A 22,023-nucleotide genomic window follows, 5' to 3' on the forward strand; every position below is an offset into this window, starting at 1 on the left:
GGTCTTTTGCTATTGATTGCGGCGATTGCTTTTATAGGTAACTAACAGGTTCCCGAACAGCATCACCACGCCACCAATGATGAGCGCGGGCGTTAATGGCTCGTCATACAGCAGAATGCCGACAACGGCGATAGCAGGTAGGCGGAAGAAATCGAGTATCATCACCAAAGTGACTTCGGCGTTCTTCATAGCTTTGGTCAAACAATAATGAGCAGAGAGGGCAGATAAGGCGACAAGCAACAACCAAACTGACTCTAATGCTGAGGGTGCTTTCCATGTTTGCCAAGAGAGAACAAAGCCTATGGGCAGTTGAATTAAGCACATGTAGAACAGGATCGTCAGCGGAGCCTCAGTACTGGCTAACGATTTAGTCGAGGTGTGTGCGACCGCGTAACAAAATGCAGCGCACAACACGACAATAGCTCCGGCATTCATGACATCTTGAGTCGGTTGAACAATGATGACAACGCCGAGTAACCCTAATGCGATAGCCATCATTTTCTTTAGTGTGAGGCTTTCCCCCAGAAAGAGACTTGCCAATAGTGCCGTCCATAGTGGAACGGTGAACTCAAGCGCAAACACTTCCGATAAAGGAAGTAGCCCAATTCCAACAAACCAGCCAAATTGCCCACCAAAGTGAAAGATATTACGCAGGCTATGCAAGGGGAGTCGGTTTGTCGAAAACAACTCCTTTTTCTTAGACGCGAAGATCAAAAATGACACGACGCATAAACCAATGACACTTCGTACAAGTAACACTTGGTAAGTACTGATGTTACCACTGAGCTCTCGCGCACCGATGGCCATCAAACTGAATGATATCAGTGTGCCTATCATCCAAAGAATTGTTGATGAGATAGTGATTTCCCTTGTGTGCGTGTCAGATTTCCATACTTAGTGATTGTTCAGAGTTTAACCGCTGCATTCAATTGATATCCAATGTTTTATTAGATTTTGCCTATTCATCATTAAGATCTCTACAAACAGTAAATCTAATTTTTCACACGATAGTTATTGGCATATGCCAATAACGAGGCGTATGCTGAACTTCTAATCATCAATAACAGGAAGTTACTATGTTATATGCAGTACCTTGTCGCGACCTTCATGTCGGTAACCACTTTGCTCGTTCTCCGCAGATAGCCATTGTCGATGAACAACAACAAATAAAGCATCTTATTTCTTTGGTTGAGTCAGACAGCCCGTGCAATAAGAAGAAGCAATGGATGTCTGTCGTTAAATCTTACGATGTGAAGGCTGTAGTTGTCCGTCACATAGGGAAGAAGATGCTAGCGCACCTGTTCAACAACGATATTCGAGTTTTTGCATCGACAGGAAAGGCAGAAATCGCTGCTTTAGATTTGAGCCATCTGCAAGAAGTGACCAGCCTCGATTATGGTCGAGAGTCACGTAATAGCGGGTGTCGCGAGAAAACGTGCGGTGACAAAGGGCACAAGAAAGAAACGTCGATTCACACGCCACAGTCGAATAGGTTCAGTGTTATTCGAGGTGTTCGTAAATGACTTTCTTACTCACGCTACTGGGTTTTGTTGGGATCGTTTTTCTGATGGCGATAGGCGTGATTTTTTCACGTAAGCCAATCAAAGGCAGCTGTGGAGGGCTCGCGCAGTTAGACATTGAGCGCGAATGCAATTGCAAGGATGTGTGCGAAGAGCATAGCCGAACGTTGTATCAGATTACTGAGCCATCAAGCTAAGTCTTGGGAATCAGTGGTCTTACGCTAAATCATTTCTGGTTAGGACGCGAGTTAAGCGCCTTGAATGACCAACGCATGGCCGTTGACGATGCATTTGGCGACTTTGGCTCGTGCTCGCTTAATGATATTGCCGAACGTTTGGCGAGACACCTGCATCTGTTCGGCGGCTTCAAGCTGGCTCAATCCTTCTTGATCAGCCAAGCGTAAGGCTTCTAACTCTTCTAATAGCAGTTCTTCTTTATGAAGCTCGTCCATAGGGACGCCATTAGGCTTAAAACAAGAATAAGCCGCACGGGTACATAACTGGCGATGTTTTTTTGGTCGAGCCATATCAATCTCTAGGAATCTAAGGGTAAAAAGGAATAAGGGTAAGTATGAAGGTTTTCATTCCTCACAATCATCGTCGCTGCCAAGTATGCAGCCAAGGTTTTTTTGCAGACAGCCCCATTTGTTTTGAAGCCGTTGGCGAACGCGAGACTTTAGTCAATCATAAAGCCTTGGCCAATCATGAAGCTTTAGTTAATTATGAAACAAGAGCCAAGATTGTACCAACAGATAAAGCTGAGGGCTACGATGGCATCATGCAAGGTGGCATTGTTACTACATTACACGACAGCGCGATGCTGCATTGCTTGTTCCAAAATAGTATCACCGCGATGACGGTGAGTTTAACGTCTCGTTTTCATCATCCAATAGCTATTGGTCAAGAGTTAGAAATTCACGCTCAATGGGTCAAAAGCCGACGCAACATTCACTTCTTAGAGAGCAAAATCACTCAGAACGGAAAACTGTGTTCATCGGCACAAAGCCAGTTTTTGTCTTAGGTTTTAGCCATTAGGTGTCAGGTAACACGTAATAGGTCTCGGAGTTGGTGGAAGGTGTATGGGATGAATTCGGCAGGGTATTCAAATCGAACGTTATTTCAGGTTTTCATTATACAAACGTTGATACTCTCTGGGTGAATAACCTGTGCTTTTGTTAAAGGTTGTTGAGAAAGTCGCCAAGCTTTCATAGCCGACACTCATGCAAACATCGGTGACAGAATGGCCTTGCTTCAAGAGTTCTTTGGCTTTGGAAATGCGCATGTCTTTCAGGTAGTTCCTAGGTGTCACGCCATATACCTGTTTGAATATACGAATATAGTGGAACCGAGACATAAATGCGGATTTGGCTAGGTCATCTAAGTCTATTTTTTCTGGATAATACTCTTCTATGAACCGCTTCGATTGTCTGATGAGCACGTAATGTTTGGCAGGAAGTGATATCTCACTGTCCAAGCGGTCGAGCTCTTGTTCATAGAATGTTTTAGGGGGTGATGACATTGCTCGTTAACCCGTTATTGGATGGACACTTATTTATATTAGTCTTGTTCAGTACGAAAGAGCCGAACGACCAACAGGTGATACCTTTGGCAGCACCTGTTGGTTGAATGAGCTGAGTGTTATAGCAGTTGCATCAACTGGATATAGTTACCACAGGTGTCGTCTAAGACGGCGATCATCACACTTCCTGCTTCTCTTGGCGCAATTGAGAACTCGACCCCTAAATCAACCAATCTTTCGTATTCTGCGTTAACGTCATCGACAGCAAATGACGTCCAAGGAATGCCGGCTTCTTTCAATGAATCTTGGTATTGCTTAGCGGGTTCGAAAGCCATTGGCTCAAGCAGAAGTTCAACGCCTGATTGTTCTTGTGGTGACACAACCGTTAACCATTTGTGCTCACCAAGCGGGACTTCTGTCTTCTTGATAAAGCCCAGAATATTGGTATAGAAATCCAGTGCTTTGTCTTGGTCTTCAACGGGAACACTTGTTACGACGATTTTCATTGTGAACTACCTTTAATTGTTGGGAACAGAAAAAGAATAACCAGAAGGCGGTGACAATACTTATTCTATATTGCTTTTATGGAAGTGTAGAGTCAGTTTTGTTCTATCGTTTGTACTTTGTTAAGCCCATTCTTTGCACAATAAATAGGGTTCTCTATAGTTAAAGTAATAACGAATAAAGCTAGGGCAGTATTGAATTTATCATAATCTTTCTTCACTTCTGATCGCGCTGATGTGCGTTCATTAGTCGAGCCTTCGTATTCAATTCATTGCTGCCTTCTTCTGGAGGGCTGCTGATGCACAAATTCTTCAAATCGACACTCCGATACAGTGTCACTTCAATCGTTTCTCTTTTTCTATTCTTCAGTACTTTTGCTTCCTCTTCTCCACTTAAAGTCGGTGTGTACCCGTGTCCGCCTTTTGTGATCAGTTCGATGGAAAGTGGATGGAATGGCCTAAGTGTCGAGCTTTGGGAGCAGATCGCCAAAGAAATGGACGTTGAGTACACGATAGAGAATCACCGTTTGGATGAACTACTCAATGCGATTGAAACCGAGCAAATCGATATCGGAGTCTCTTGTATTTCAATCACCCCAGAGCGCGAGCTGTTTGCTGACTTTTCCCATTCCTTTTACGAAACTCACCTTGCCATCGCAGTGAAGAAACAGGGCTACCTTCATACCTTGCACGCCATTTTCTTAAACCCTGCATTGTGGATGATCATTGGTGTTATCGTTTTTATCTCTGGGGTCATTGGCGCATTTTTCTACGTATTGGAGCACGGCGAGAATGAAAAGCTCTATTCGATGAAAAGCCGCACTGGTCGTTGGTTAGAAAGCTTCATACTGGGCTTATTGTTCATCACTCGAGGCCCATTTAATTACTTTGAGTTTAAGAGCTTAACCGGACGAATTGCCACAGTATTCATTGGTGTATTGAGCATGCTATTTATTGCCAGTATTACTGCGGTATTAGCCAGCAAGCTTACGCTTAGCCAAGGCTCTTCCCATATTAAAGGCGTGAATGATCTCGCGGGTGTTGAGGTGGGCGCTAAGGTAGCAACGACTTCATCTTTGATGCTCACTAGCTTTGGTATTCGACACAAGAGTTATGTGGATATGCCGAGACTGTTGGCGGCTTTAGAGGAAGGTGAAGTGGAAGCGATTGTCGCTGATGATGTGGTACTCAAGTATATGATCGGTAATGGCAGAATAAGTGGACAGTTCGATGATCTAGAGGTGTTGCCGTATCAGTTAGAAAAGCAGAATTATGGATTTATCATTACTGAAAATAACTCACACGAAGAAGAGATAAACCGTGCGCTGCTGAAAATTCGTGAGTCACGTAAGTGGCGTAAAATTTTGGTCGATTATTTTGCGGATCAATAACCGACATCTGCTGCTTACTTCGACGTTTTCTGGGTTCTTTCCACTACAGTTGGTCTGAACTAGAAGCTTTGTTCTTTTTGAAATATTTGAACGCAGTCCAAACGGCATAAGCTGAAACACCGACAATCAATGCTGAGCGAAGAAGAATAGGGGCATCATGCTCAAGTTGACTAACGTGCGGCCCAATACTGGCAAATAATCGACTGGTAAAAAGCAGCCCCATTACTAACATAATAACTTTATTCATGTGACCTACCATTCAATCAGATGCGTTGCACAGAACAAGTTATGGACGGGTTAGGCTATTAATTCGGCCAAAACTATTCTGCTCGGAAATAAAAGCATGCGCTTCTCAAACGCGCCCGTCAACGCGATATCAGCCAAAAGCCAGTAAGCTAAAATTTCGTTTTTGGAAGTGATTTATTCTTCAATGGAAACGAGATTCAAAAATACCGATGAAGCGTCACGCTCTTTACGATGAATTTGATTTTTCCATTTATTATTCTGATTTATGATCGCATGCAATCTTAGGGGGACAAATGTCCTCCTTTTTGTTTCTGTCAGCGCAATAAGATAGGTGCTACTAAAAACAAATAATAAAGGACATTCCTATGGACCTATTCGCCCTGCTTGATATCAACAATACTCTAGTCAATATCCCAATAGGGGATGGCTATGCAATGAGCTGGATCGAAGCATTTGGCACTGTGTTTGGCCTGCTTTGCATTTGGTTTGCGAGCCAAGAGAAAACCATTAACTATTTGTTCGGATTACTGAATGTCACCTTATTTGCGGTTATCTTTTTCCAAATTCAGTTATACGGACTGTTACTTCTTCAACTCTTTTTCTTCTGCGCTAACATTTACGGTTGGTACGCATGGACACGCCCTAATGAGCAAGGTGAAACGCTAGAAGTTCGCTGGTTGAGCCAAAATAAGCTGGTGGCAACAGCCGCAGCGTGTGCGATTTCGATTGCCCTGCTTACTATGTACATCGACCCATTCTTTTTTGCGCTGGCAAACATCGCGGTTGATAGCCTGAATCTATTTGGTGCGGACTTAGCGGAACCTGTTCTTGAACCTGATGCGTTCCCATTATGGGATGCGACCATGACCATTCTATCGATTGTTGCTCAAGTTCTCATGACTCGTAAGTATGTTGAAAACTGGATACTGTGGATTGTGATTAACATTATCAGTGTTGGTATTTATGCGACGCAGGGCGTTTACGCAATGTCCGTTCAATACGCTATTTTGATGTTTATTGCGGCGAATGGTACTCGTGAGTGGGCACGCACAGCTAAACGAAACAGTGATAAGTCACTGACTCAAGCAACGGCTTCTTAGGAGTTAAGATGGCAAAGCAACCTCATATTGGCGTTGATGAAACGCAAATTGCTCCGTTGGTCATTGTTTGTGGCGAGCCTGATAGAGCAAACCGTATCGCAAGTATGCTTGAGCACGCCGAGCTAGTCGCCGAAAACCGTGAATATCGAATTTTAACGGGCGCCTATCAAGGCAAAGCGATATCGGTTTGTAGTACCGGGATCGGCGCGCCTTCAATGATCATTGCGGTCGAAGAGCTTAAGTTTTGTGGTGTCACTCATATCGTAAGAGTCGGCTCTGCGGGCGCGATGCAGTCCCATATTGGACTTGGTGAGTTGATTGTTGCAGAAGGTGCAGTTCGTGATGAGGGAGGTTCTGCGGCTTACGTTAAACCGTCGTATCCCGCTTATGCAAGCTTCTCCCTGCTCAAAGAGCTAGATGGGTTCTTGCAGGAGCAATCAACACCTTACTATTTAGGAACGGTGCGCTCACACGACAGCTTTTATACCGATGACGAACAGGCGATCTGTCAGTACTGGAATGGTAAAGGCATTTTGGGGGCAGACATGGAAACATCGGCACTGTTTACGGTTGGGCGCTTGAGAGGAGTTAACGTCGCCTCCATCCTGAACAATGTGGTTTTGTACGAACAAGATGTAAAAGACGGTGTTGGACAGTATGTCGATGAAGAAAAAGTGATGATGGAAGGTGAACGACTTGCATCATTAGCGGCGTTGGAAGCGTTAATCGCTCAGTAAGAGCAGCAATAAACTGAAGATAAAAGCGATGGGAGACCGTCGCTTTTTTATTGTTCTCTCCATTGGTTTAAGCCGCTACAATCGCAATAACATCAACAGCAGTTCATGCAATGAGAGACAGTTAGTATGAAGATCGAACCATACTCAAGCGGACGTTTTAAAAACTACCTAGAACAGAAAAGTTCTGAGTTTAAAGCTCTCATCTACCAACACCAAGTGAGTTCGCGTTATTTTGATAAGAATGACGAAATTTTGCGTCAAGGAGAGCAGCTTCAGTATCTCTATGTTGTACCGGCAGGGCGAGTTTCTATGAGTATCTCTGCGGCTAATGGGCGACGCTTTCAACTGGGGGAAGTGAATTGCGACTATCATATCTTTGGCGAGATGGAGTTCTTCACTCAAACGCCTTGCCAATGGAATGTCGTCGCAGATGAACACATGCAAGTTGATGTTGTTTGTATCCAGAAACTATCAGAAGCACTGCACGATAAGCCGGAGATGATGTTCTTTTTTGCCTCAGCACTGGCCGAAGATTACCAAGACTCGATGAGCATTTACACCAATCGCCTTTTACACTCGATTACCTACAACATTGCCTACGATTTGTTGGTGCAAAGCCACACCAATACCGTGTTAGGCGGCTTCGATAAAGTGAATCAAGAGGCCGAACGTTTCGGTACATCGAGCAGAGTATATCGCAGAGCAGTCAAAGACTTACTCGATAAAGGCTTCATCAAGAAAGGGCAACAAGGGTTGGAAATTATCGACCAACAAGCACTTCAAGCCTTTATTGACTCGTATGAGTGAAACTCAAAGGCCCCGCGATTGCGAGGCCTAGTGTTCTATTCAACAAAATTAAATCAGCTAGCTTTTGCTAGTTGAATTGGTGTCATGTCAGTACCGTGGGTGTGCTGACTGATTACGTTATGCAGGTCTTGCTCATACTGATCTAACCAAGCATAGCGCTCACGATATAGTTTTCGTTTCTGACGTTTAAGAGGCTCTAGGTCTTTCCTTGTTGACTGGATAGGCAAAGCGTAAAAACATTTGTCATGTAGCTGTCCGTCGTGCTCTTCCCACAAGCAATTATACTTGAGGCTTATCGCTTTCCCTTTCTTACCATAGCGTAATGAGTTTGAGACATGTCCTGTTTCGTTGACCGCATAAATGTGATTAATTCCCAGGCTAGTCGCCATTAATCGAAGGGTTTCTACCATGAAAGATTTGGGTCTTAAACCATAAAATGCCTTTGTAAATGTGCGACTGAAGCCATTGTCATTTGCTCCGCCTTGCACACCGCCAATGTAGATATCATTGTTAAAAACGGAGAATGAGATGGTGTACATTTTGTTCAACATGGAATCAGTAAGGGAGAGGGTGAGTTCGCCTTCTTTTCTCGCATTTCTTTCAAAGCTTAGGTTTAGCAAGTAGGTTTGTTCGTCGATCTCAAGCTCTAAAAGGTTAAGTCTCTCGTTATAAATTTGATGGCGCGCTTGTGTCGTGAAATTGTCTTCAAACCAATCATAATGCTTTGATAGTATTTCTATTTTTTCTTTTTTACTGAAGTCAGTACACAAGTAAGGGGTGACAAACTTAGAGAGGAAATTTGGCTGCTTTTTGAACAAGAGTTTTCTCTCGACAGAGCTGAAGTTCTCATTCATTTTTTTAGTATCTGAATAATAAAACAGTGCACGAACAGCGAACTTAACTATCGCCTTGTACTTTCCTTTATTCTTATGGACATTAGCTTCAATTCCCATGCGAACTACATTCATAATCACCTCAACAAAGAAGCACTGCACGAACACATCAGTGTCGCGATTACTTCCTTTATTCTCATAAACAACAAGGGAAATGATGATAATGAAAAGTGTCATGTGGGTATGTATGGGTATGTATAACAATGTAACTGAATCAGTTACTTAGTGTTCAGAACTTGTGCGTTTGTCTCTATTAATCGTGAAGGGGTTATTATGGGAGAGGGGGTATTTGTTGTAGGCGCTGGTCCTTATATAAATAATGCCACTACAGAGCTGCAGTGGCATTTGAACGATAACAATCTATAACTCTAACAGTTTGGCCAATTCACGCTGTTCCATTAGCTCTTCAATACGTTGACGAGTTTTAGGCGTTTCGGCTTGTGCTTTAGTAGACTTGCCAGCTTTTTTACTGCGACTGGTTTTCGCTTTTTCTTTTGGCGTAGTCATCGTAACTTTCCTTGTTGTATTGCGGTATTAAAGGTTGCATGCCTCTTTTAAAGCTTTACCTGCTTTAAAGGTTGGCGTTTTTGACGCTGAAATTTGAATTTCTTCTCCAGTTCGTGGGTTACGACCAGTGCGTGCTGCGCGGGCGTTCACTTTAAAACTGCCAAATCCAAGGATAGACACATCATCGCCGTTAGCAAGAGTCGTAGAAATGCCTTCAACGAGTGCATTTAGCGCTGTGCCCGCTTGGTCTTTTGAGATGTCTGCAGAAGTCGCGATGTGTTCAACTAATTGAGATTTGTTCATAATCTATATTCCTTATTGAGTACGGCTGGCGTCTACCTTTAGCACCTAGCTGATACGATCTTATCAATAGCAATTGAGATAATGTCAGTGATTGGGTAGGGCTTTGTAAAGTAACCAACAAAATCGACTATAAAAGCATCTGTCGGTTCAATCAATGAAATTCGTTGATTATTATGGATTTAGAGCGAGTTACTTGACCTAATCTAAGAAAACTGGCCTCGAATTATAAATTTGATTCATTTGATCAACCAAAGATGAAATTCCATCGAGCGACCAACGAGAGAGTAAAACGAAAAAGCTCAGCAAGTGTGCTGAGCTTTTGGTGTTTTTCTAAGATCGTTCGGTAAGAGCTACTTAGTAATGAAGATCTGTTCCGTTTCTAATGATGTCATGTCGCGCACTTGGCGCCAGATGTAGTAGAAAATACCTAACATCATCAGAAGGCTTGGGATAGCGATTGCTGGGTAGCTGTAAAGTGTCAGCTTACCAAGTTCTTCATTGAAGGCGACTGTGCCTGCTGGGCTGGTGACAATCCAAGTCGCTAGAAAGTAGTTCATCGCAGAAGAGAAGGCGAACGTACTTGCGAATAGGTAATTTGATGTCATGAGGCAACGATCAAACTTAGCTTGGTTGCCAAACTGTCTCAAACGCTCTTCAATCAGAGAGATATTTAATAGTGCCGGAGTGAAGATAACTTTTTGGATAAATGGGTAGCGAGTAAACGTAGAGCCAAGTACCGCTAAACCAATTAAGCCTGGGATTAATGCTTCTTTGAGTGCCAACCAACGAGTATCGAGTTCAAAGAAACCAATGCCGCCCGTTAATAACACACTCACAAAGCCCAGCGCCGCGATGAAGTTAAACTTCTTGTTGCGGATGAGTTCCATACCACCGTAAGCAATAGGGAAGGCAAGTGCGACAAGCAATGCTAAGCCAGTTCCGAGATGCTCCTCTCCACTGAACTTCATTAGGATGAATGAAGGAAGAAAGACGTTAAACACGACTTCAAAAAGAGGGCTCGATTTTTTGTTTTCTGTATTACTCATAATTTCTAAATACATTATGTTATGGATTTATTCTCAGAGATTGTTGTTTACCTCGCCCAAGATGTAAAGCCTTAAGGCTTCATGCTGTGTAACGACATGTGACATCAACGACATCTTTTGGAGTGTAAGGGCTTCAATTCAGGAGAATAAATACGTTAAATACGTTAAATACGCTAAACACGTTACGCTCTGCGTTTCTTGAAGGCGTGCCAACCTGCGCTTAAGATCGTTTTAACTACGACGCCAAGAGCACTTAATCTAGGATCGGTGTTTTTTCCTGCGGCCATTCGCCACATTTGATGTTCGTACCAAACTAATCCAACCATCGCGATTCTATCTAATGAAGGCTTTCCTGTAGTAGGGACGTTTAGTGGCATTCCGTATTCTGGGTTTTCAATTAACTTATTTGGGAAGTTAGGATCAACCGCCATGGTTCGAGCTATGCCGATAAAGTCAGTGGCGGATGTATTTAACGCGTCATTCATTGCCTGTGCGGTTCGAAAGCCACCAGTGACCACGAGAGGCGTGCTGACCAGTTTCCTCGCTTTAACCATGTAATCCATAAAGTAGGCTTCACGTTCGAGTGTGCTTGCTTTTATCGGTTCATTTTTGTTCTTAGAACCCATCATTGACGGGCTTTCGTAAGTCCCGCCTGATATTTCGATTAAGTCGATTCCGTCTTCACTCAACGCTTTTACAACCTGCATTGACTCTTCTTGCGTGAAGCCACCTTTCATGAAGTCGGCACTGTTAAGCTTGATACCAACAGGGAAATCATCGCCCACTTCTTTTCGGATACCACGATAGACTTCGAGTACGAATCGAAGTCTGTTTTCCAATGAACCACCCCATTTATCGTCGCGTTGGTTGTGTCTTTCCGACAGAAATTGACTGACAAGGTAACCGTGAGCACCATGGATTTGTACGCCAGTAAAGCCAGCTTGTTTGGCGAGTTTAGCGCTCACAATAAACTTATTAATAACGTCATGGATCTCGCTCTCACTGAGAGCTCTTGGGGTGTTGAAGCCTTTCTCTAATCCACGGCCTAATGATATCGCAGAGGGAGCGACGGGTTCATTGCACAAGAACTTAGGGATCTGCTTGCCTGGGTGGTTAAGCTGCATCCATATTTGAGAGCCGTTTTGTTTTCCAGTGTTAGCCCATTGGCGGAAAACGGTTAAATCACTTTGCTCATCCAAAACGACGTTTTTCGGTTCGCCGAGCGCATTCCTATCAACCATTACGTTACCGGTCATCGACAAACCAATCCCACCGTTCGCCCAGCGTTGATAGAGGTTAACTAGACCGACTGTCGGGTTGTGGTGTTTGTCGCCAAGTTGTTCGCTCATCGCTGATTTAAATAGGCGATTCTTAATCACTTGGCCATTGATTAGGGTGAAAGGTTTACTGAGGTTAATAGAGTTCATGCGGTTTTGGCTGCTATGGGCTTTTTCTATGAGGGCTCTAGTATGACCTATTTGGTTGTTGGTTCCGAGCAATTAGGTTTTGTTGAACCTTGTTCTGGTTCTGTTTGGGACTTTATAGGCATTAAGAATTACAGGACCTTCACCGCTTAAGCTCTCGCGTTAATAGGATAGCGAGAGCTTAGAGGGAGTCAGTAAGAAACGGTATTAAACCATTACTTGTCGAAGAGTAGATTGAAGCTTAGTGGAACTTTATCGGAAATGGCTAGCCCGCCGACGGTTGCTGAAAGCTTGTTTAGGTTTTCCGTCGATATCCCAAAATCAGCGCCATCAACGATGATGGTTGAGGTTGAATTGACCATGATAAAACCTTCAGACGGAACGACCATCACTTGGAAGTCAATGGTTTTGGTGGTGCCGTGTAAGGTAACTTCGGCAGCGATGGTCGTAATTTTCGGGTCGCCAGATAGCATCGCAGGGTCAACCTTTCCGGAGATCTTCACTTCAGGGAAAGTCATCGATTCAAAGTAGAGTTCATTAAGTCGCTGGTCACGAATGGATACTCCAGTACTGACGGTCTTTAAGTCTAACAATATCGAAAATTGACCGTCTTCAGTAAGCCCACCAGATAGAGGTTTTATAGACGCGGGCTCCACAACAAACTGCTTCTTAATGGTTGCGAATGTAACGTTCGATAACTTTGGATCTAACGTGTAGCCCGTTTCTGCAAAAGATGGCGCAGAAATGAGGGTACAAAACAGACCGAGCGTAGGTATTAGTTTTTTCATAAGTGGTCACCAGATAGATGAGTATCTTTGGTAAGGGTATTTAGAAGCTTAGGTCAGTATCTAAAGAATTACCGTAACCCACTAGGAAACAGTCAATTGTTGGAAGCAAGCGCAAGAAGCAGAGTGTTTAGTGTTACAAAGGGAACAGTTAGTTGAATGAGAAACTAAGGTAGCAATCAGGAGTTGTGCTTGTGAGACCTATACGGCCCCACAAGTATTAGGTTAGTTTATTTTTTGGTATGTGGACACGTTATTCGAAGTGCCATCTGGTTGCATTTTACGACGAGTTAAAACACCTTGATCCCAGTCTTTGCCTGCTGGCATGTATGACCATTTGACGAAGTACTCTTTTCCGTTTGGACATTCATTGCCCATTTCGTATCCGTCAGAGTCACAGAAGCGAACAGTTGTATTTAACTCGGCAAGCGTTGCTTTTGAAGCTCGTTCCGTTTGGTTAAACCACCAGTAGTCTAGGTTAGAAAAATCGGCATAAGAATAAGGCCCCTCATCATCCAACTCCACTGGCGTGGAACCTGAACACTCTTGGCCAGATATAGTGATGTCCTTTTCACCAAATACATACTCAGAACGTGCTTGTTCCCCGTTGTTACAAGTTTCTAAGTGTTCCCATGTACCTACAAAGTCGACGTAGCGGTCGGTTTCTTGAGCGTCAATCTGGTAAATGAAGCGAGTAGATTCGCTGGCACTAGCATTTGACGCAGATTTATCTGCTTGGTCACCAAGGCTGAACTTTTTATCCAAAACCGTAAGTACTTGCGTTGTAGCATCATAAGACTGTGAGTAAATGTTATATTGCCACTTGTAAACGTCTTCTGCGCTTGCGTCATCGTAAAGTTCACTCTCAACCATGGTGTTCAATTCGGATTGTGAAGTAGCGAAAACATAAGGCATGTGGTTTTTTATATCTTCATCGTCATAACTATAGCTTTCTTCGGGTTCACTTTCGTTTGGGTTGTTAAACTTGTACGAGAATGGGGTGCTAAGATTAAATTGCGCGAGCGTTGTAGCTGGTTGATCATTACATTTGGTTTGATTATCGTCAGTAACGGTGAAGTCACCCTCTAATGCAACACAAGATAAGTATTGCCCAGCCCAAGTAGAGCTAAAACCTGAGTCGTTGTTACCCTCTAGGAAAACAATAGCGTTGTCAGAGAGTTTGTAATCCCAGCGAGCAGAGCTACGAACTAGATTAAACGTGTCTTCGTCGGTGGTTTTGTCTGCATGAACATAAAATTCCTTTTCATTCGCAGAATTATCATCGTTAAAACCAGTCAGTTTATATTGACTGACGCTAACTTCACGAATGATGTTACCGCTACCACGCTGAAACATTGGAACAGATGAGTCTTCGCCTCGCTCATATTTGCCTAAAGAATCGTTCATGTGAGCGATTGCATCATCCTCGCTTACAATGTCAGCTTGATTCATCCCCATATGATCATCTAGGAAAGTGATAACCGTGTCTTGGTCGTCTAGGTTGATTTTATGTAGTGCACTGCTGGTTGTGTCGTCAATGTTAGTCGAGAGCGTTTCCGGTAATACGATGTTTGCGTCGGTTCCACCAACATTGACAGATTGAAGAAGAATAGCGAGGTTGACGGCTCTTTCGTATGTACCTGTCGCTTCAAAGGGGCTCAAGACATCACGGTTAGATGCCGCACCAACTTTGAGCCCGCCTTCACCACCAAGATAAAAAGTTACCGCGCTATTTGATGATGCAGTATATTGACCGCCATTTTCAGTGAAGCCAGAGTTATTTTCGCTGTCGGTATAGTAAAGACCATCTACAGCGGCATCGACAAACGTACCTTGTGTTGTAGTTATAGGGTTAGTTACATCAATAGGGTTAGTTACGTCAATTGGCGTTGTACTTGAATCACTGTCGCTGTCGTTACAACCAGTTATACCAACTAGGATCGCTGCAGATAAAGCACAAAGCTTCAGCGGGTTAATATCAGTTTTTCTCATCATAATATCCTGATTTGTGAAGTTAGTTCATTAAAACGGAAAGATTATGACGAGTTGAAATATGAAATTTGGTTATATATTAAATAATAGTTTTCATGTTTTTAGAGCAAATTGATACTAAATTTTAATTGGGTAGTATTTGTTCATTAAGCTCCTCTGTTTAGCCCTTATTTGAAAAGAGTCGTGTACTAATATCATTTGTTTGCTGTTGCATATATTTGGTTGCGAAGCCACTTGTGAGCTGAGTCGACAGTTTTTCGTGGATGCCAATACATCGATATGTTTATGTCGCTGAATTCAAAAGGTAGATCAAATATTTTAATTGAGAACTTATCCCGACAAGTACTTTCCATGAAGGATGGTAAAAGAGCAATACAGTCTGTTTGTTCGATTAAGGGGAATGTTTCAAAAAAACTAGAAGCGTTATAAACGATTTTTCGAGCTTTAAGCGCCATCATATCGTTGTTCGACAATACGTGCTCTCTATTCGTCTCTCGTGTAACCGCAACGTGGGTTTCGGCATAAAATTGTTCTTTGGAAATAATATTTCTTTCAATTCTTGGATGGTCAGTTCTACAACATGCCTTCATTTGGTCAGTAAGAATTGTTTTATGCCTTAAGGTTGTATTCCCTATGGGACGTAAACCTATGATTAAATCATAGTTGCCTAAGCTTAGATCGTTTTCATAGTCGGAAGATGTAAGAGGGTGCACAACTAGGGAAATACCTGGTGAGAGTTTTTGAATTTTTGCAAATAATTCAGGCAAAAGAAAAAAGTCAGTGGCATGCATACAGGCGATTGAAAATGAGCGAACCGAGCTAGCAGGATCGAATGAGTTGTTTGCTGACGATAACGTTGCATTGAAGTTGTTAATGATGGCGGACATGTCTGGGTAAAGAGCCGACGCATAACTCGTTGGTTCAACCCCCGATCGGGTTCGGTTGAATAAAGTATCTTCGTACACATCTCTTAATCTTGACAGCGCTTTACTTACGGCAGGTTGAGTTATTTCTAAGCGCTTTGCTGCTCGTGATAAATTTTTTTCTTCAAATATAGCGACAAATACGGGAATGAGATTAAGGTCGGTGGTTTTCATTAAATGGCTTTAATACTAGGGTACCGTTGGCACGATTTTTATAGTTACCTATTATTCTACGCTAAAAAAGGCCAAATAAAACACTGTTTTATTTGGCCTTTTTTATGAGTGTGTTTTGTTCGATATTTATTATATTTGTACATTTTTTAACTTTAATAAGATGATATAAAATGAAAAGTCTCATTTATAATTATTACCAATTGAAATCTAATTATGTTCTATGTTAATAGAATTATACTCCACATGTTTCTTAATGTCGTAAGCTTGAATATATATTAAGGTTGTTATTTCTCACCCTCTGACGTTATGTTATAACATATCTTGGTGGTTCTTTCTGTAAATCATGATGGTAGCGGTAAGAGGCAAGTGATAAGCATGTCTCAAGGAGATGACGTAATAAATGCCGTGTTAACCAAGCCTTTGGCAACCAATAGTAACCAGCCACTTAATATTAGTTCGGCTGTTAGTATCAAAGATCAGGCGAGTCACAAGGCATGCGTTAGTGCTTCGGAGCAGCCCACGGTACTGGCGGACATCTATCAAAGCGATATCAACATCGTGATTTGGCAGCGTAAGTTTGATGCTGACTTAACAAGTGCCATTGATGAGTTTATCGCGTCGAATCCAAACTTTAGTAAGTCTGTTAGCGTGTCACCCGACAACGCTTTAGAGAAATTAGAGTTTGCGACTGACGGAACGGCTTCTAAAGCGCTATTAGAAAACATGGCAGAGTTGGTGGATATGTTCTGTTGCTTGTTCAAGCTTGAAGAAGTAGGGCTGCGTCTCGCTGTTCTGAATAAGGCGATGTGTCCTCGTTTCCATTTTGACCAAGTACCTTGCCGCTTAGTGACGACTTATCATGGTGTCGCGACTCAATGGTTGCCAAACTATGCGGTCGACCGATCGAAGCTAGGGCGAGGAGCCAACGGACAGCCCGATTTTGCTTCAGGCTTATACACTCATGAATCTGATATTCAACAAATGGTGAGTGGTGATGTGGCGTTGCTGAAAGGAGAGAGTTGGAGTGGCAATGAAAATGCGGGTCTTGTGCACCGCTCTCCCGTTACTTCATCTGACGAGACACGATTATTGCTGACGTTAGATTTCGGCTAATAAGCTTTTTTATGAGATGAGATGAGATGAGATGAGATGAGATGAGCAAGCGGCTAAGTGCAGCTTGCTCTTATTCGTTTAAGCAAAGACGCGGATACGGTGTCCGTCTGGATCAACAGCAAGGAAGTTGATGCCGTAAACGGATTCTTCTGGCGCTTGCTCAAACTCAATGCCTTTCTCTTTCCATGCTTTATAGAGGTTTTCCAGTGTCTCTTTATCAGCAACAGGCATAGAGAGCTCAGTACCGCCACCCTTGATGTTACTTGCTGGTGTTAGAACGTCAGCCTGCTTGAGTGTGATTTTAACGTTGTCTGCAAAGTCTAGAACAGCAAAGGTCGGTGATAGAAGCTTTGGCTCGCAATCAAATGCTTTGGCATAAAAGTCCATGCTGCGATGAATGTCTGTGACATAAAGAACAAATGAATCAATGGTAAACATAATAGCTCCTGAACTGTTCAATTGGATTTGCCGTGTTGGTTTCAGTCAACTTGGCTTTTGTGTTGAACCCGATTTGGGAACACAGCAATGTATCGAAACCCTGTGACAGTTTTTGTCAGTAGCGAATCACTTTATCTGCAATGCCTTCTATGTTCTGCCAATCTTTGATCAAGTCATGGCGCGTACGCTGGTACTTTTCCTCAAGTATTGTCCATTCGGCAATCCTGTCGAGCCTGAAGTTACGATACGCACTTCGTACTTCACACCAAGCAACCAAAACATAGTGCTGCTCGAATAAGCCAATCAACATTGGCCAAACGACTCTAGAGCTAACCTTGGCTTTGGCGTCTGTGTAATGAATCTCAGCTTTGTTTTGTTGCTTAATCGCTAACTTGATATCTGACAGTTCGATGGATAACTCTGCGACTTCGATGATTGAAGCAACACGCACAATATCTTCACTGCGTTTGGCTTGATGGTTGGCAGGTAACACCGCAGAAATCTTGGCAATGGCATTTCTAGCCGATTCACTGAATTCACCATTGGCTTGCTTGGCTATCCATTCAGCACCAAGCCTTAATGCTTCCAATTCTCCCATTGAAAACATCATCGGAGGGAGAGTGAAGGTGGGTTTCAACTGATAACCCACTCCTGCTTCACCATCAATTTCAGCACCTTGCGCTTGCAGTGTCATGATATCGCGATAAATGGTGCGAGTACTTACATTGAGCTCGCTAGCCAAGTAGTCGGCAGTAACTGGGTATTTATGGCAACGTAATAGTTGGAGCAGGTCAAAGAGACGTTGGCTTCGGGACATGGGAAAACTCTGAGTACATAGCGAGGTATAAGATTAATGCATTGATAACGTGAGCGCTATTTTGGTTGATGATAAATGAAGTGAGAGGCATGGCACGTAAATTCCCCCTTATTGGTATTGAACCTTAGCGTATATCGTTCGTTATTGTGAGTTGATCTGGATCTGGTTTTTGGTTCACATATATCGATAATACAATAAGTTAGCCCGTTCTATTATTTATTTTAATGTGTAAAATATATTGGCTTGCTACCGCATGGGAACGGTTCTGTTACCCACGGTTATTTATACAAAAATTATAGGTTTTCTATGTTAAAGAAACTCTCGCTTAAGAATAAGCTGGCGATCTCTGCCAGTATGGCCATCATCCTGGGGGGGATTCTGGTCGAAGCACTTTCATTTCGTGCATCATTGCAACGATTGGATACTGAAGTTGAACAACGTTTGGAAGGGGCATCCGCTTCTTACAACCAATACGTGTCAGATTGGATCTTATCCAAAGAGCGTGCGCTCACTTCTCTGTCGAAAGAGTCCAAACAAGAAAGCTTGGTAACTCACCTAAAACAGGTCCGTGATTCTGCCTCTTTTGATAATGTCTTCCTGGCATTCCCTGATGGTTCACAAAAGAATGCGAATGGTGTTGTGTTGCCACCGGGCAATGATGATCCACGCGTATGGGGTTGGTACACCAACGCGGTAGCAAACCCAAGTAAAGTGTTCATGGACAACCCAACGGTTGCTGCGGCAACGGGTGCTAACGTTGTGTCGCTGGGCACCGCAATGCAATTGCATGGTCAGCAGGTTGTGTTGGGGGCGGATGTTGAAATTACCGACATTCTAAACAGTCTTGAAAAAGTGATTCTTCCGGGTGAAGGTTACATGTTCATCGCGACGAATAAGGGAACGGTTTACACGCACGCCGACACTAAGCTATTGAACAAGAATATCAGTTCACTTGGGTTGGATTTTTCTGATGTACAAAAGGCTTTGGTAAGCGGGAAAGACACTTCGATAGATTTAAACGGCAGCGACTATGTTCTGTATGCGCGTGCGATCGATGGAACAAACCTGATTACCATCAGCGTGGTTAATCATGATTCGTTGGTTGCACCGTTATTTGATGCGGTGATCGGTCAAGTGTTGGTGACACTGTTGGTTGTGATCGTATGTACCATATTGTTCAATCTTCTGTGTACGATTCTATTCCGTCCGCTTAATCATGTATCTCAAGCCTTGGCACAAATTGCCAATGGTAGCGGTGATTTAACTCAACGAATTCATGTTGAAAACCAAGATGAAGTCGGTGAGCTGGCTCATAACTTCAATACCTTTGTGAGTAGTTTACAGCAATTGATTGGCCATATTCGTGGGCAATCAGAACAGCTAAATAGCCAGTCGGAGCAAAGTGCTCAGCGTGCAAATCGTTCTGTGGATGAGCTAAACCACCAGCAACAAGAAATCACTATGGTGGCGACAGCGGTAACGGAAATGGCTTGTGCAACTCAAGAGATTGCATCGCATGCCGAACAAACCGCGAAAGCTGCACAAGACTCAGCGACAAGCACTAACAGCGGTCATGCTCTGGTTGTCGACACTAAAGGCTCAATTAATAACTTGGCCAATGAAGTGAATGAAGCGGGTAACGTGATCAGCGAACTAAACAAGCACGCTCAAGAGATCTCAACAGTATTAGCGACAATCCAAGGCATTGCAGAGCAAACCAACTTACTTGCTTTAAATGCCGCGATTGAAGCGGCTCGTGCCGGTGAACAAGGTCGTGGTTTTGCTGTGGTAGCAGATGAAGTACGTGTGCTTTCTCAGCGCACTCACTCTTCGACGGAAGAGATCAAATCAACGATTGATATTCTGCAGCGTACAACGACCCAAGCCGTTGAGTTGATGGAGAGCAGCTCTAAACTGGCAATACATTCAGTAGAAGATGCAGACAGAGCTTCGCACGCGCTTGAAGAGATCAATACTGCAGTTGCTTTGATCAGCGATATGGCGACTCAAATCGCGACTGCCGCTGAAGAGCAAACGCACGTGACGGGTGAAATTACCCAAAACATTACGACCATTAAAGATGTCACTGACCACTTAGTTGTGGGCGCGCAGGACAGCTTAACTGAGTCGAACGAACTTAAAAGCCAAGCCGCTGGTTTAAGCGACAAAGTGGCGACTTTTAAGCTTGCTTAACTGTTTCATTCGCTGATGCCTGATCAGTGAGTAATCGGTAAGCAATAAGCCAAAGCGACGTAGAATACGTCGCTTTTTTTGTGTCTGAAGAACGCACTTTTGTTAGCTCGCTTCTGAAAACTCTCTAAGTGCACTCATTGCGGCTTCAGCTTTGTCTTTTTGAACGAAGATATGGTCATGGTAATAACCAGCAATCACGTTGGCGCTAATGCCGTATGAGCCTAGCTTGGTAGCAAAGGCCGCTGTTAATCCAACTGCTTCAAGACTGGAGTGTACCGACAAAGTGATCAGGCTAAATACACCATCGAAATCGAGTTGAGCTTGGCGTGCGGTATCCTCAGTGAGCACCAAGGTTAAGCCTTCTTTTTCACGAAAGGTCGCGATTGGTTCGAGTTGAACATAATCTGCTAATCCCCCGTCTACAGTACAAAAAACGTAATCACCTTCAATGAGCTCTGGTGACATGGACTTTAGCAGAATGTTTAAATCGGTAATGGCGGTCATCGTCTTTTTCCCTGCGTAATCGCGTTTGTTTATGGTGTTGGATCATGCAGCCAAGATAGAATTTAGCTCTGCATAAGTAAAATTAATAATACTTATTCCACATCAGCATCGTTAATGAGAGAGCTTGTCTACCAGCTTGTTGATTGCTCCATCTCGCTAGATAAATGATCGATAAAGGCTCTTAACAGCGGAGTGACTTGCTTTCGAGTTCCGTAAACAGCGTGTACTCCGAGTGTTTTAGGTTGCCACTCAGGAAGTAATGACACTAACAGACCATCTTGTATCAAGCCTTCGACGGAAGGGAAGGGTAATATGCTGATCCCATTGCCTTTAAGTGTGGCAGACAACAATACCTCAGAGGTGTTGGCACTGATATTTCCTTTAATTGGAACAGATTCGAGTCCATTAGGACCGTTAAACGTCCACGCGGTTTTGCCGAAGTAACTGAATGACAGACAGTTGTGGTGCGCTAAATCTTGTGCGTTTGATGGCGTGCCTTTCTCCTTTAGATATTGAGGAGATGCGCAAATCACCGAGCGACATTCACCTAGCTGCTTCGCGACAATATTCGGTGTTAGTTCGTTGGTAATGCGAATTGCCAAATCGATGCGTGATTCAACAAGATTGACTGTTTGATCAGTAGAAACGATATCAATTGAGACCTCTGGCCATTTATCGATGAAGCTACCGATCACGTCCATCAAGAAGCTATCGACAATAGAGTAGCTTGCGGTAATACGCAGTTGACCTTTTAAGTGTTCGCGGCTTTGGTTTCGAATACCCGCTAACGATGCTTCAAGGGCAAGCAGTTCTCTTGCGACTTCTAGTGTTTCTTTCCCTGCACTGGTTAAGCTCAAGCTTCGAGTGGTTCTATGAAGCAAGCGTGTGTCCATCCAGCTTTCGAGTTCCCCCAAATAGCGCGTGACTTTGGTTCGAGATAGATCAAGATGCTCTGCTGCTGCACTCAAACTGCCACGCTCAACGATGGTGACAAAGACGTTCATTGCCTCGAGTTTATCCATTGTTCTAATTACCCAGTGATTTTTGAATCTAATAGCTACAAGAAAATCAGTATATGTCCGAAAATC

The 22,023-nt window shown here is 43.3% G+C and carries 26 protein-coding genes; 9 read left to right on the top strand and 17 right to left on the bottom strand.

What is annotated here, in order from left to right; translation table 11 throughout:
• Nucleotides 1-9: 9 nt before the first annotated feature.
• A complete protein-coding gene (locus tag QWZ07_RS12340) occupies nt 10-858 on the bottom strand; it encodes a DMT family transporter (RefSeq protein ID WP_435434818.1) in 849 nt (282 codons plus the stop codon).
• A gap of 218 nt (nt 859-1,076) precedes the next feature.
• Between QWZ07_RS12340 and QWZ07_RS12345 the strand changes: the two genes are divergently transcribed.
• Nucleotides 1,077-1,523, top strand: a complete 447-nt coding sequence (locus tag QWZ07_RS12345) for a NifB/NifX family molybdenum-iron cluster-binding protein (protein ID WP_192853085.1) — start codon at nt 1,077-1,079, stop codon at nt 1,521-1,523.
• Entirely contained in the window at nt 1,520-1,717 is a 198-nt protein-coding gene (gene nqrM / locus QWZ07_RS12350; RefSeq protein WP_017109749.1) for a (Na+)-NQR maturation NqrM, read from the top strand. Before QWZ07_RS12345 ends, nqrM begins: the two co-directional genes overlap by 4 nt.
• Nucleotides 1,718-1,768: 51 nt before the next feature.
• Here nqrM and QWZ07_RS12355 read toward each other — a convergent pair whose 3' ends face one another.
• Nucleotides 1,769-2,047, bottom strand: coding sequence for a DUF134 domain-containing protein (locus QWZ07_RS12355; protein ID WP_017109750.1), 279 nt, complete (start codon nt 2,045-2,047; stop codon nt 1,769-1,771).
• Nucleotides 2,048-2,091: 44 nt separating this feature from the next.
• On the opposite strand from QWZ07_RS12355, the gene QWZ07_RS12360 reads away from it, so the two are divergent.
• Nucleotides 2,092-2,541 (top strand): PaaI family thioesterase, encoded by a 450-nt coding sequence (locus QWZ07_RS12360; protein WP_192853086.1) that lies wholly within the window; start codon nt 2,092-2,094, stop codon nt 2,539-2,541.
• A 93-nt stretch (nt 2,542-2,634) separates the two neighbouring features.
• Here the strand turns inward: QWZ07_RS12360 and QWZ07_RS12365 are convergent, their stop codons facing one another.
• Both QWZ07_RS12365 and QWZ07_RS12370 read right to left on the bottom strand, forming a co-directional pair.
• A complete protein-coding gene (locus tag QWZ07_RS12365) occupies nt 2,635-3,039 on the bottom strand; it encodes a helix-turn-helix domain-containing protein (RefSeq protein ID WP_192853087.1) in 405 nt (134 codons plus the stop codon).
• Between the two features lie 119 nt (nt 3,040-3,158).
• Nucleotides 3,159-3,545, bottom strand: coding sequence for a VOC family protein (locus tag QWZ07_RS12370; protein ID WP_076671616.1), 387 nt, complete (start codon nt 3,543-3,545; stop codon nt 3,159-3,161).
• Between the two features lie 296 nt (nt 3,546-3,841).
• Here QWZ07_RS12370 and QWZ07_RS12375 point away from each other — a divergent pair, with 296 nt between their 5' ends.
• On the top strand, nt 3,842-4,933 hold the full coding sequence (locus QWZ07_RS12375) for a transporter substrate-binding domain-containing protein (protein WP_192853088.1): 1,092 nt from the start codon (nt 3,842-3,844) through the stop codon (nt 4,931-4,933).
• A gap of 43 nt (nt 4,934-4,976) precedes the next feature.
• Here the strand turns inward: QWZ07_RS12375 and QWZ07_RS12380 are convergent, their stop codons facing one another.
• On the bottom strand, nt 4,977-5,180 hold the full coding sequence (locus tag QWZ07_RS12380; RefSeq protein WP_065103683.1) for a hypothetical protein: 204 nt from the start codon (nt 5,178-5,180) through the stop codon (nt 4,977-4,979).
• A gap of 364 nt (nt 5,181-5,544) precedes the next feature.
• Here QWZ07_RS12380 and pnuC point away from each other — a divergent pair, with 364 nt between their 5' ends.
• From pnuC to QWZ07_RS12395, 3 genes are all read left to right on the top strand, one after another.
• On the top strand, nt 5,545-6,279 hold the full coding sequence (gene pnuC / locus QWZ07_RS12385) for a nicotinamide riboside transporter PnuC (RefSeq protein WP_102554894.1): 735 nt from the start codon (nt 5,545-5,547) through the stop codon (nt 6,277-6,279).
• 8 nt (nt 6,280-6,287) lie between these two features.
• Nucleotides 6,288-7,016: a nucleoside phosphorylase gene (locus QWZ07_RS12390; protein ID WP_192853089.1), complete on the top strand. Its 729-nt coding sequence runs from the start codon at nt 6,288-6,290 to the stop codon at nt 7,014-7,016.
• A 126-nt stretch (nt 7,017-7,142) separates the two neighbouring features.
• Nucleotides 7,143-7,823, top strand: coding sequence for a Crp/Fnr family transcriptional regulator (locus QWZ07_RS12395; RefSeq protein WP_192853090.1), 681 nt, complete (start codon nt 7,143-7,145; stop codon nt 7,821-7,823).
• Between the two features lie 53 nt (nt 7,824-7,876).
• Here the strand turns inward: QWZ07_RS12395 and QWZ07_RS12400 are convergent, their stop codons facing one another.
• The 8 genes from QWZ07_RS12400 to QWZ07_RS12435 form a co-directional block, all read right to left on the bottom strand.
• Complete coding sequence (locus QWZ07_RS12400; protein ID WP_129589993.1) at nt 7,877-8,791, bottom strand: VirK/YbjX family protein; 915 nt, start codon at nt 8,789-8,791, stop codon at nt 7,877-7,879.
• Between the two features lie 285 nt (nt 8,792-9,076).
• Nucleotides 9,077-9,223, bottom strand: coding sequence for a hypothetical protein (locus QWZ07_RS12405; RefSeq protein ID WP_017106021.1), 147 nt, complete (start codon nt 9,221-9,223; stop codon nt 9,077-9,079).
• Nucleotides 9,224-9,250: 27 nt separating this feature from the next.
• Nucleotides 9,251-9,526 carry an HU family DNA-binding protein gene (locus tag QWZ07_RS12410; RefSeq protein ID WP_192853091.1) on the bottom strand — a complete coding sequence of 92 codons (276 nt, stop codon included), beginning with the start codon at nt 9,524-9,526 and terminating at the stop codon, nt 9,251-9,253.
• A gap of 350 nt (nt 9,527-9,876) precedes the next feature.
• Nucleotides 9,877-10,572 (bottom strand): VC0807 family protein, encoded by a 696-nt coding sequence (locus QWZ07_RS12415; protein WP_017106019.1) that lies wholly within the window; start codon nt 10,570-10,572, stop codon nt 9,877-9,879.
• A gap of 182 nt (nt 10,573-10,754) precedes the next feature.
• On the bottom strand, nt 10,755-11,999 hold the full coding sequence (locus QWZ07_RS12420) for an NADH:flavin oxidoreductase/NADH oxidase family protein (RefSeq protein WP_192853092.1): 1,245 nt from the start codon (nt 11,997-11,999) through the stop codon (nt 10,755-10,757).
• Between the two features lie 212 nt (nt 12,000-12,211).
• Nucleotides 12,212-12,784 (bottom strand): YceI family protein, encoded by a 573-nt coding sequence (locus QWZ07_RS12425; RefSeq protein WP_192853093.1) that lies wholly within the window; start codon nt 12,782-12,784, stop codon nt 12,212-12,214.
• Nucleotides 12,785-13,006: 222 nt separating this feature from the next.
• Entirely contained in the window at nt 13,007-14,773 is a 1,767-nt protein-coding gene (locus QWZ07_RS12430) for a hypothetical protein (RefSeq protein ID WP_192853164.1), read from the bottom strand.
• 194 nt (nt 14,774-14,967) lie between these two features.
• Complete coding sequence (locus QWZ07_RS12435) at nt 14,968-15,870, bottom strand: LysR family transcriptional regulator (protein ID WP_102352734.1); 903 nt, start codon at nt 15,868-15,870, stop codon at nt 14,968-14,970.
• A gap of 396 nt (nt 15,871-16,266) precedes the next feature.
• Between QWZ07_RS12435 and QWZ07_RS12440 the strand changes: the two genes are divergently transcribed.
• Entirely contained in the window at nt 16,267-16,983 is a 717-nt protein-coding gene (locus tag QWZ07_RS12440) for a DUF1826 domain-containing protein (RefSeq protein WP_192853165.1), read from the top strand.
• A 78-nt stretch (nt 16,984-17,061) separates the two neighbouring features.
• On the opposite strand, the gene QWZ07_RS12445 is transcribed toward QWZ07_RS12440, so the two are convergent.
• Together QWZ07_RS12445 and QWZ07_RS12450 are read right to left on the bottom strand one after the other, a co-directional pair.
• The gene (locus QWZ07_RS12445; protein ID WP_192853094.1) at nt 17,062-17,421 is read right to left on the bottom strand and encodes a VOC family protein; all 360 of its coding nucleotides are present in this window, start codon (nt 17,419-17,421) and stop codon (nt 17,062-17,064) included.
• A 115-nt stretch (nt 17,422-17,536) separates the two neighbouring features.
• Nucleotides 17,537-18,238, bottom strand: a complete 702-nt coding sequence (locus QWZ07_RS12450; RefSeq protein WP_192853095.1) for a helix-turn-helix transcriptional regulator — start codon at nt 18,236-18,238, stop codon at nt 17,537-17,539.
• Between the two features lie 306 nt (nt 18,239-18,544).
• On the opposite strand from QWZ07_RS12450, the gene QWZ07_RS12455 reads away from it, so the two are divergent.
• Nucleotides 18,545-20,431 carry a methyl-accepting chemotaxis protein gene (locus QWZ07_RS12455; RefSeq protein ID WP_192853096.1) on the top strand — a complete coding sequence of 629 codons (1,887 nt, stop codon included), beginning with the start codon at nt 18,545-18,547 and terminating at the stop codon, nt 20,429-20,431.
• Nucleotides 20,432-20,533: 102 nt separating this feature from the next.
• On the opposite strand, the gene QWZ07_RS12460 is transcribed toward QWZ07_RS12455, so the two are convergent.
• Nucleotides 20,534-20,935 carry an ACT domain-containing protein gene (locus tag QWZ07_RS12460; protein WP_192853097.1) on the bottom strand — a complete coding sequence of 134 codons (402 nt, stop codon included), beginning with the start codon at nt 20,933-20,935 and terminating at the stop codon, nt 20,534-20,536.
• Between the two features lie 128 nt (nt 20,936-21,063).
• Nucleotides 21,064-21,957, bottom strand: a complete 894-nt coding sequence (locus QWZ07_RS12465; RefSeq protein WP_192853098.1) for a LysR family transcriptional regulator — start codon at nt 21,955-21,957, stop codon at nt 21,064-21,066.
• Nucleotides 21,958-22,023 lie beyond the last annotated feature (66 nt).

Source organism: Vibrio lentus (assembly GCF_030409755.1).
In the GTDB taxonomy this organism is placed as follows: Bacteria; Pseudomonadota; Gammaproteobacteria; order Enterobacterales; family Vibrionaceae; genus Vibrio; species Vibrio lentus.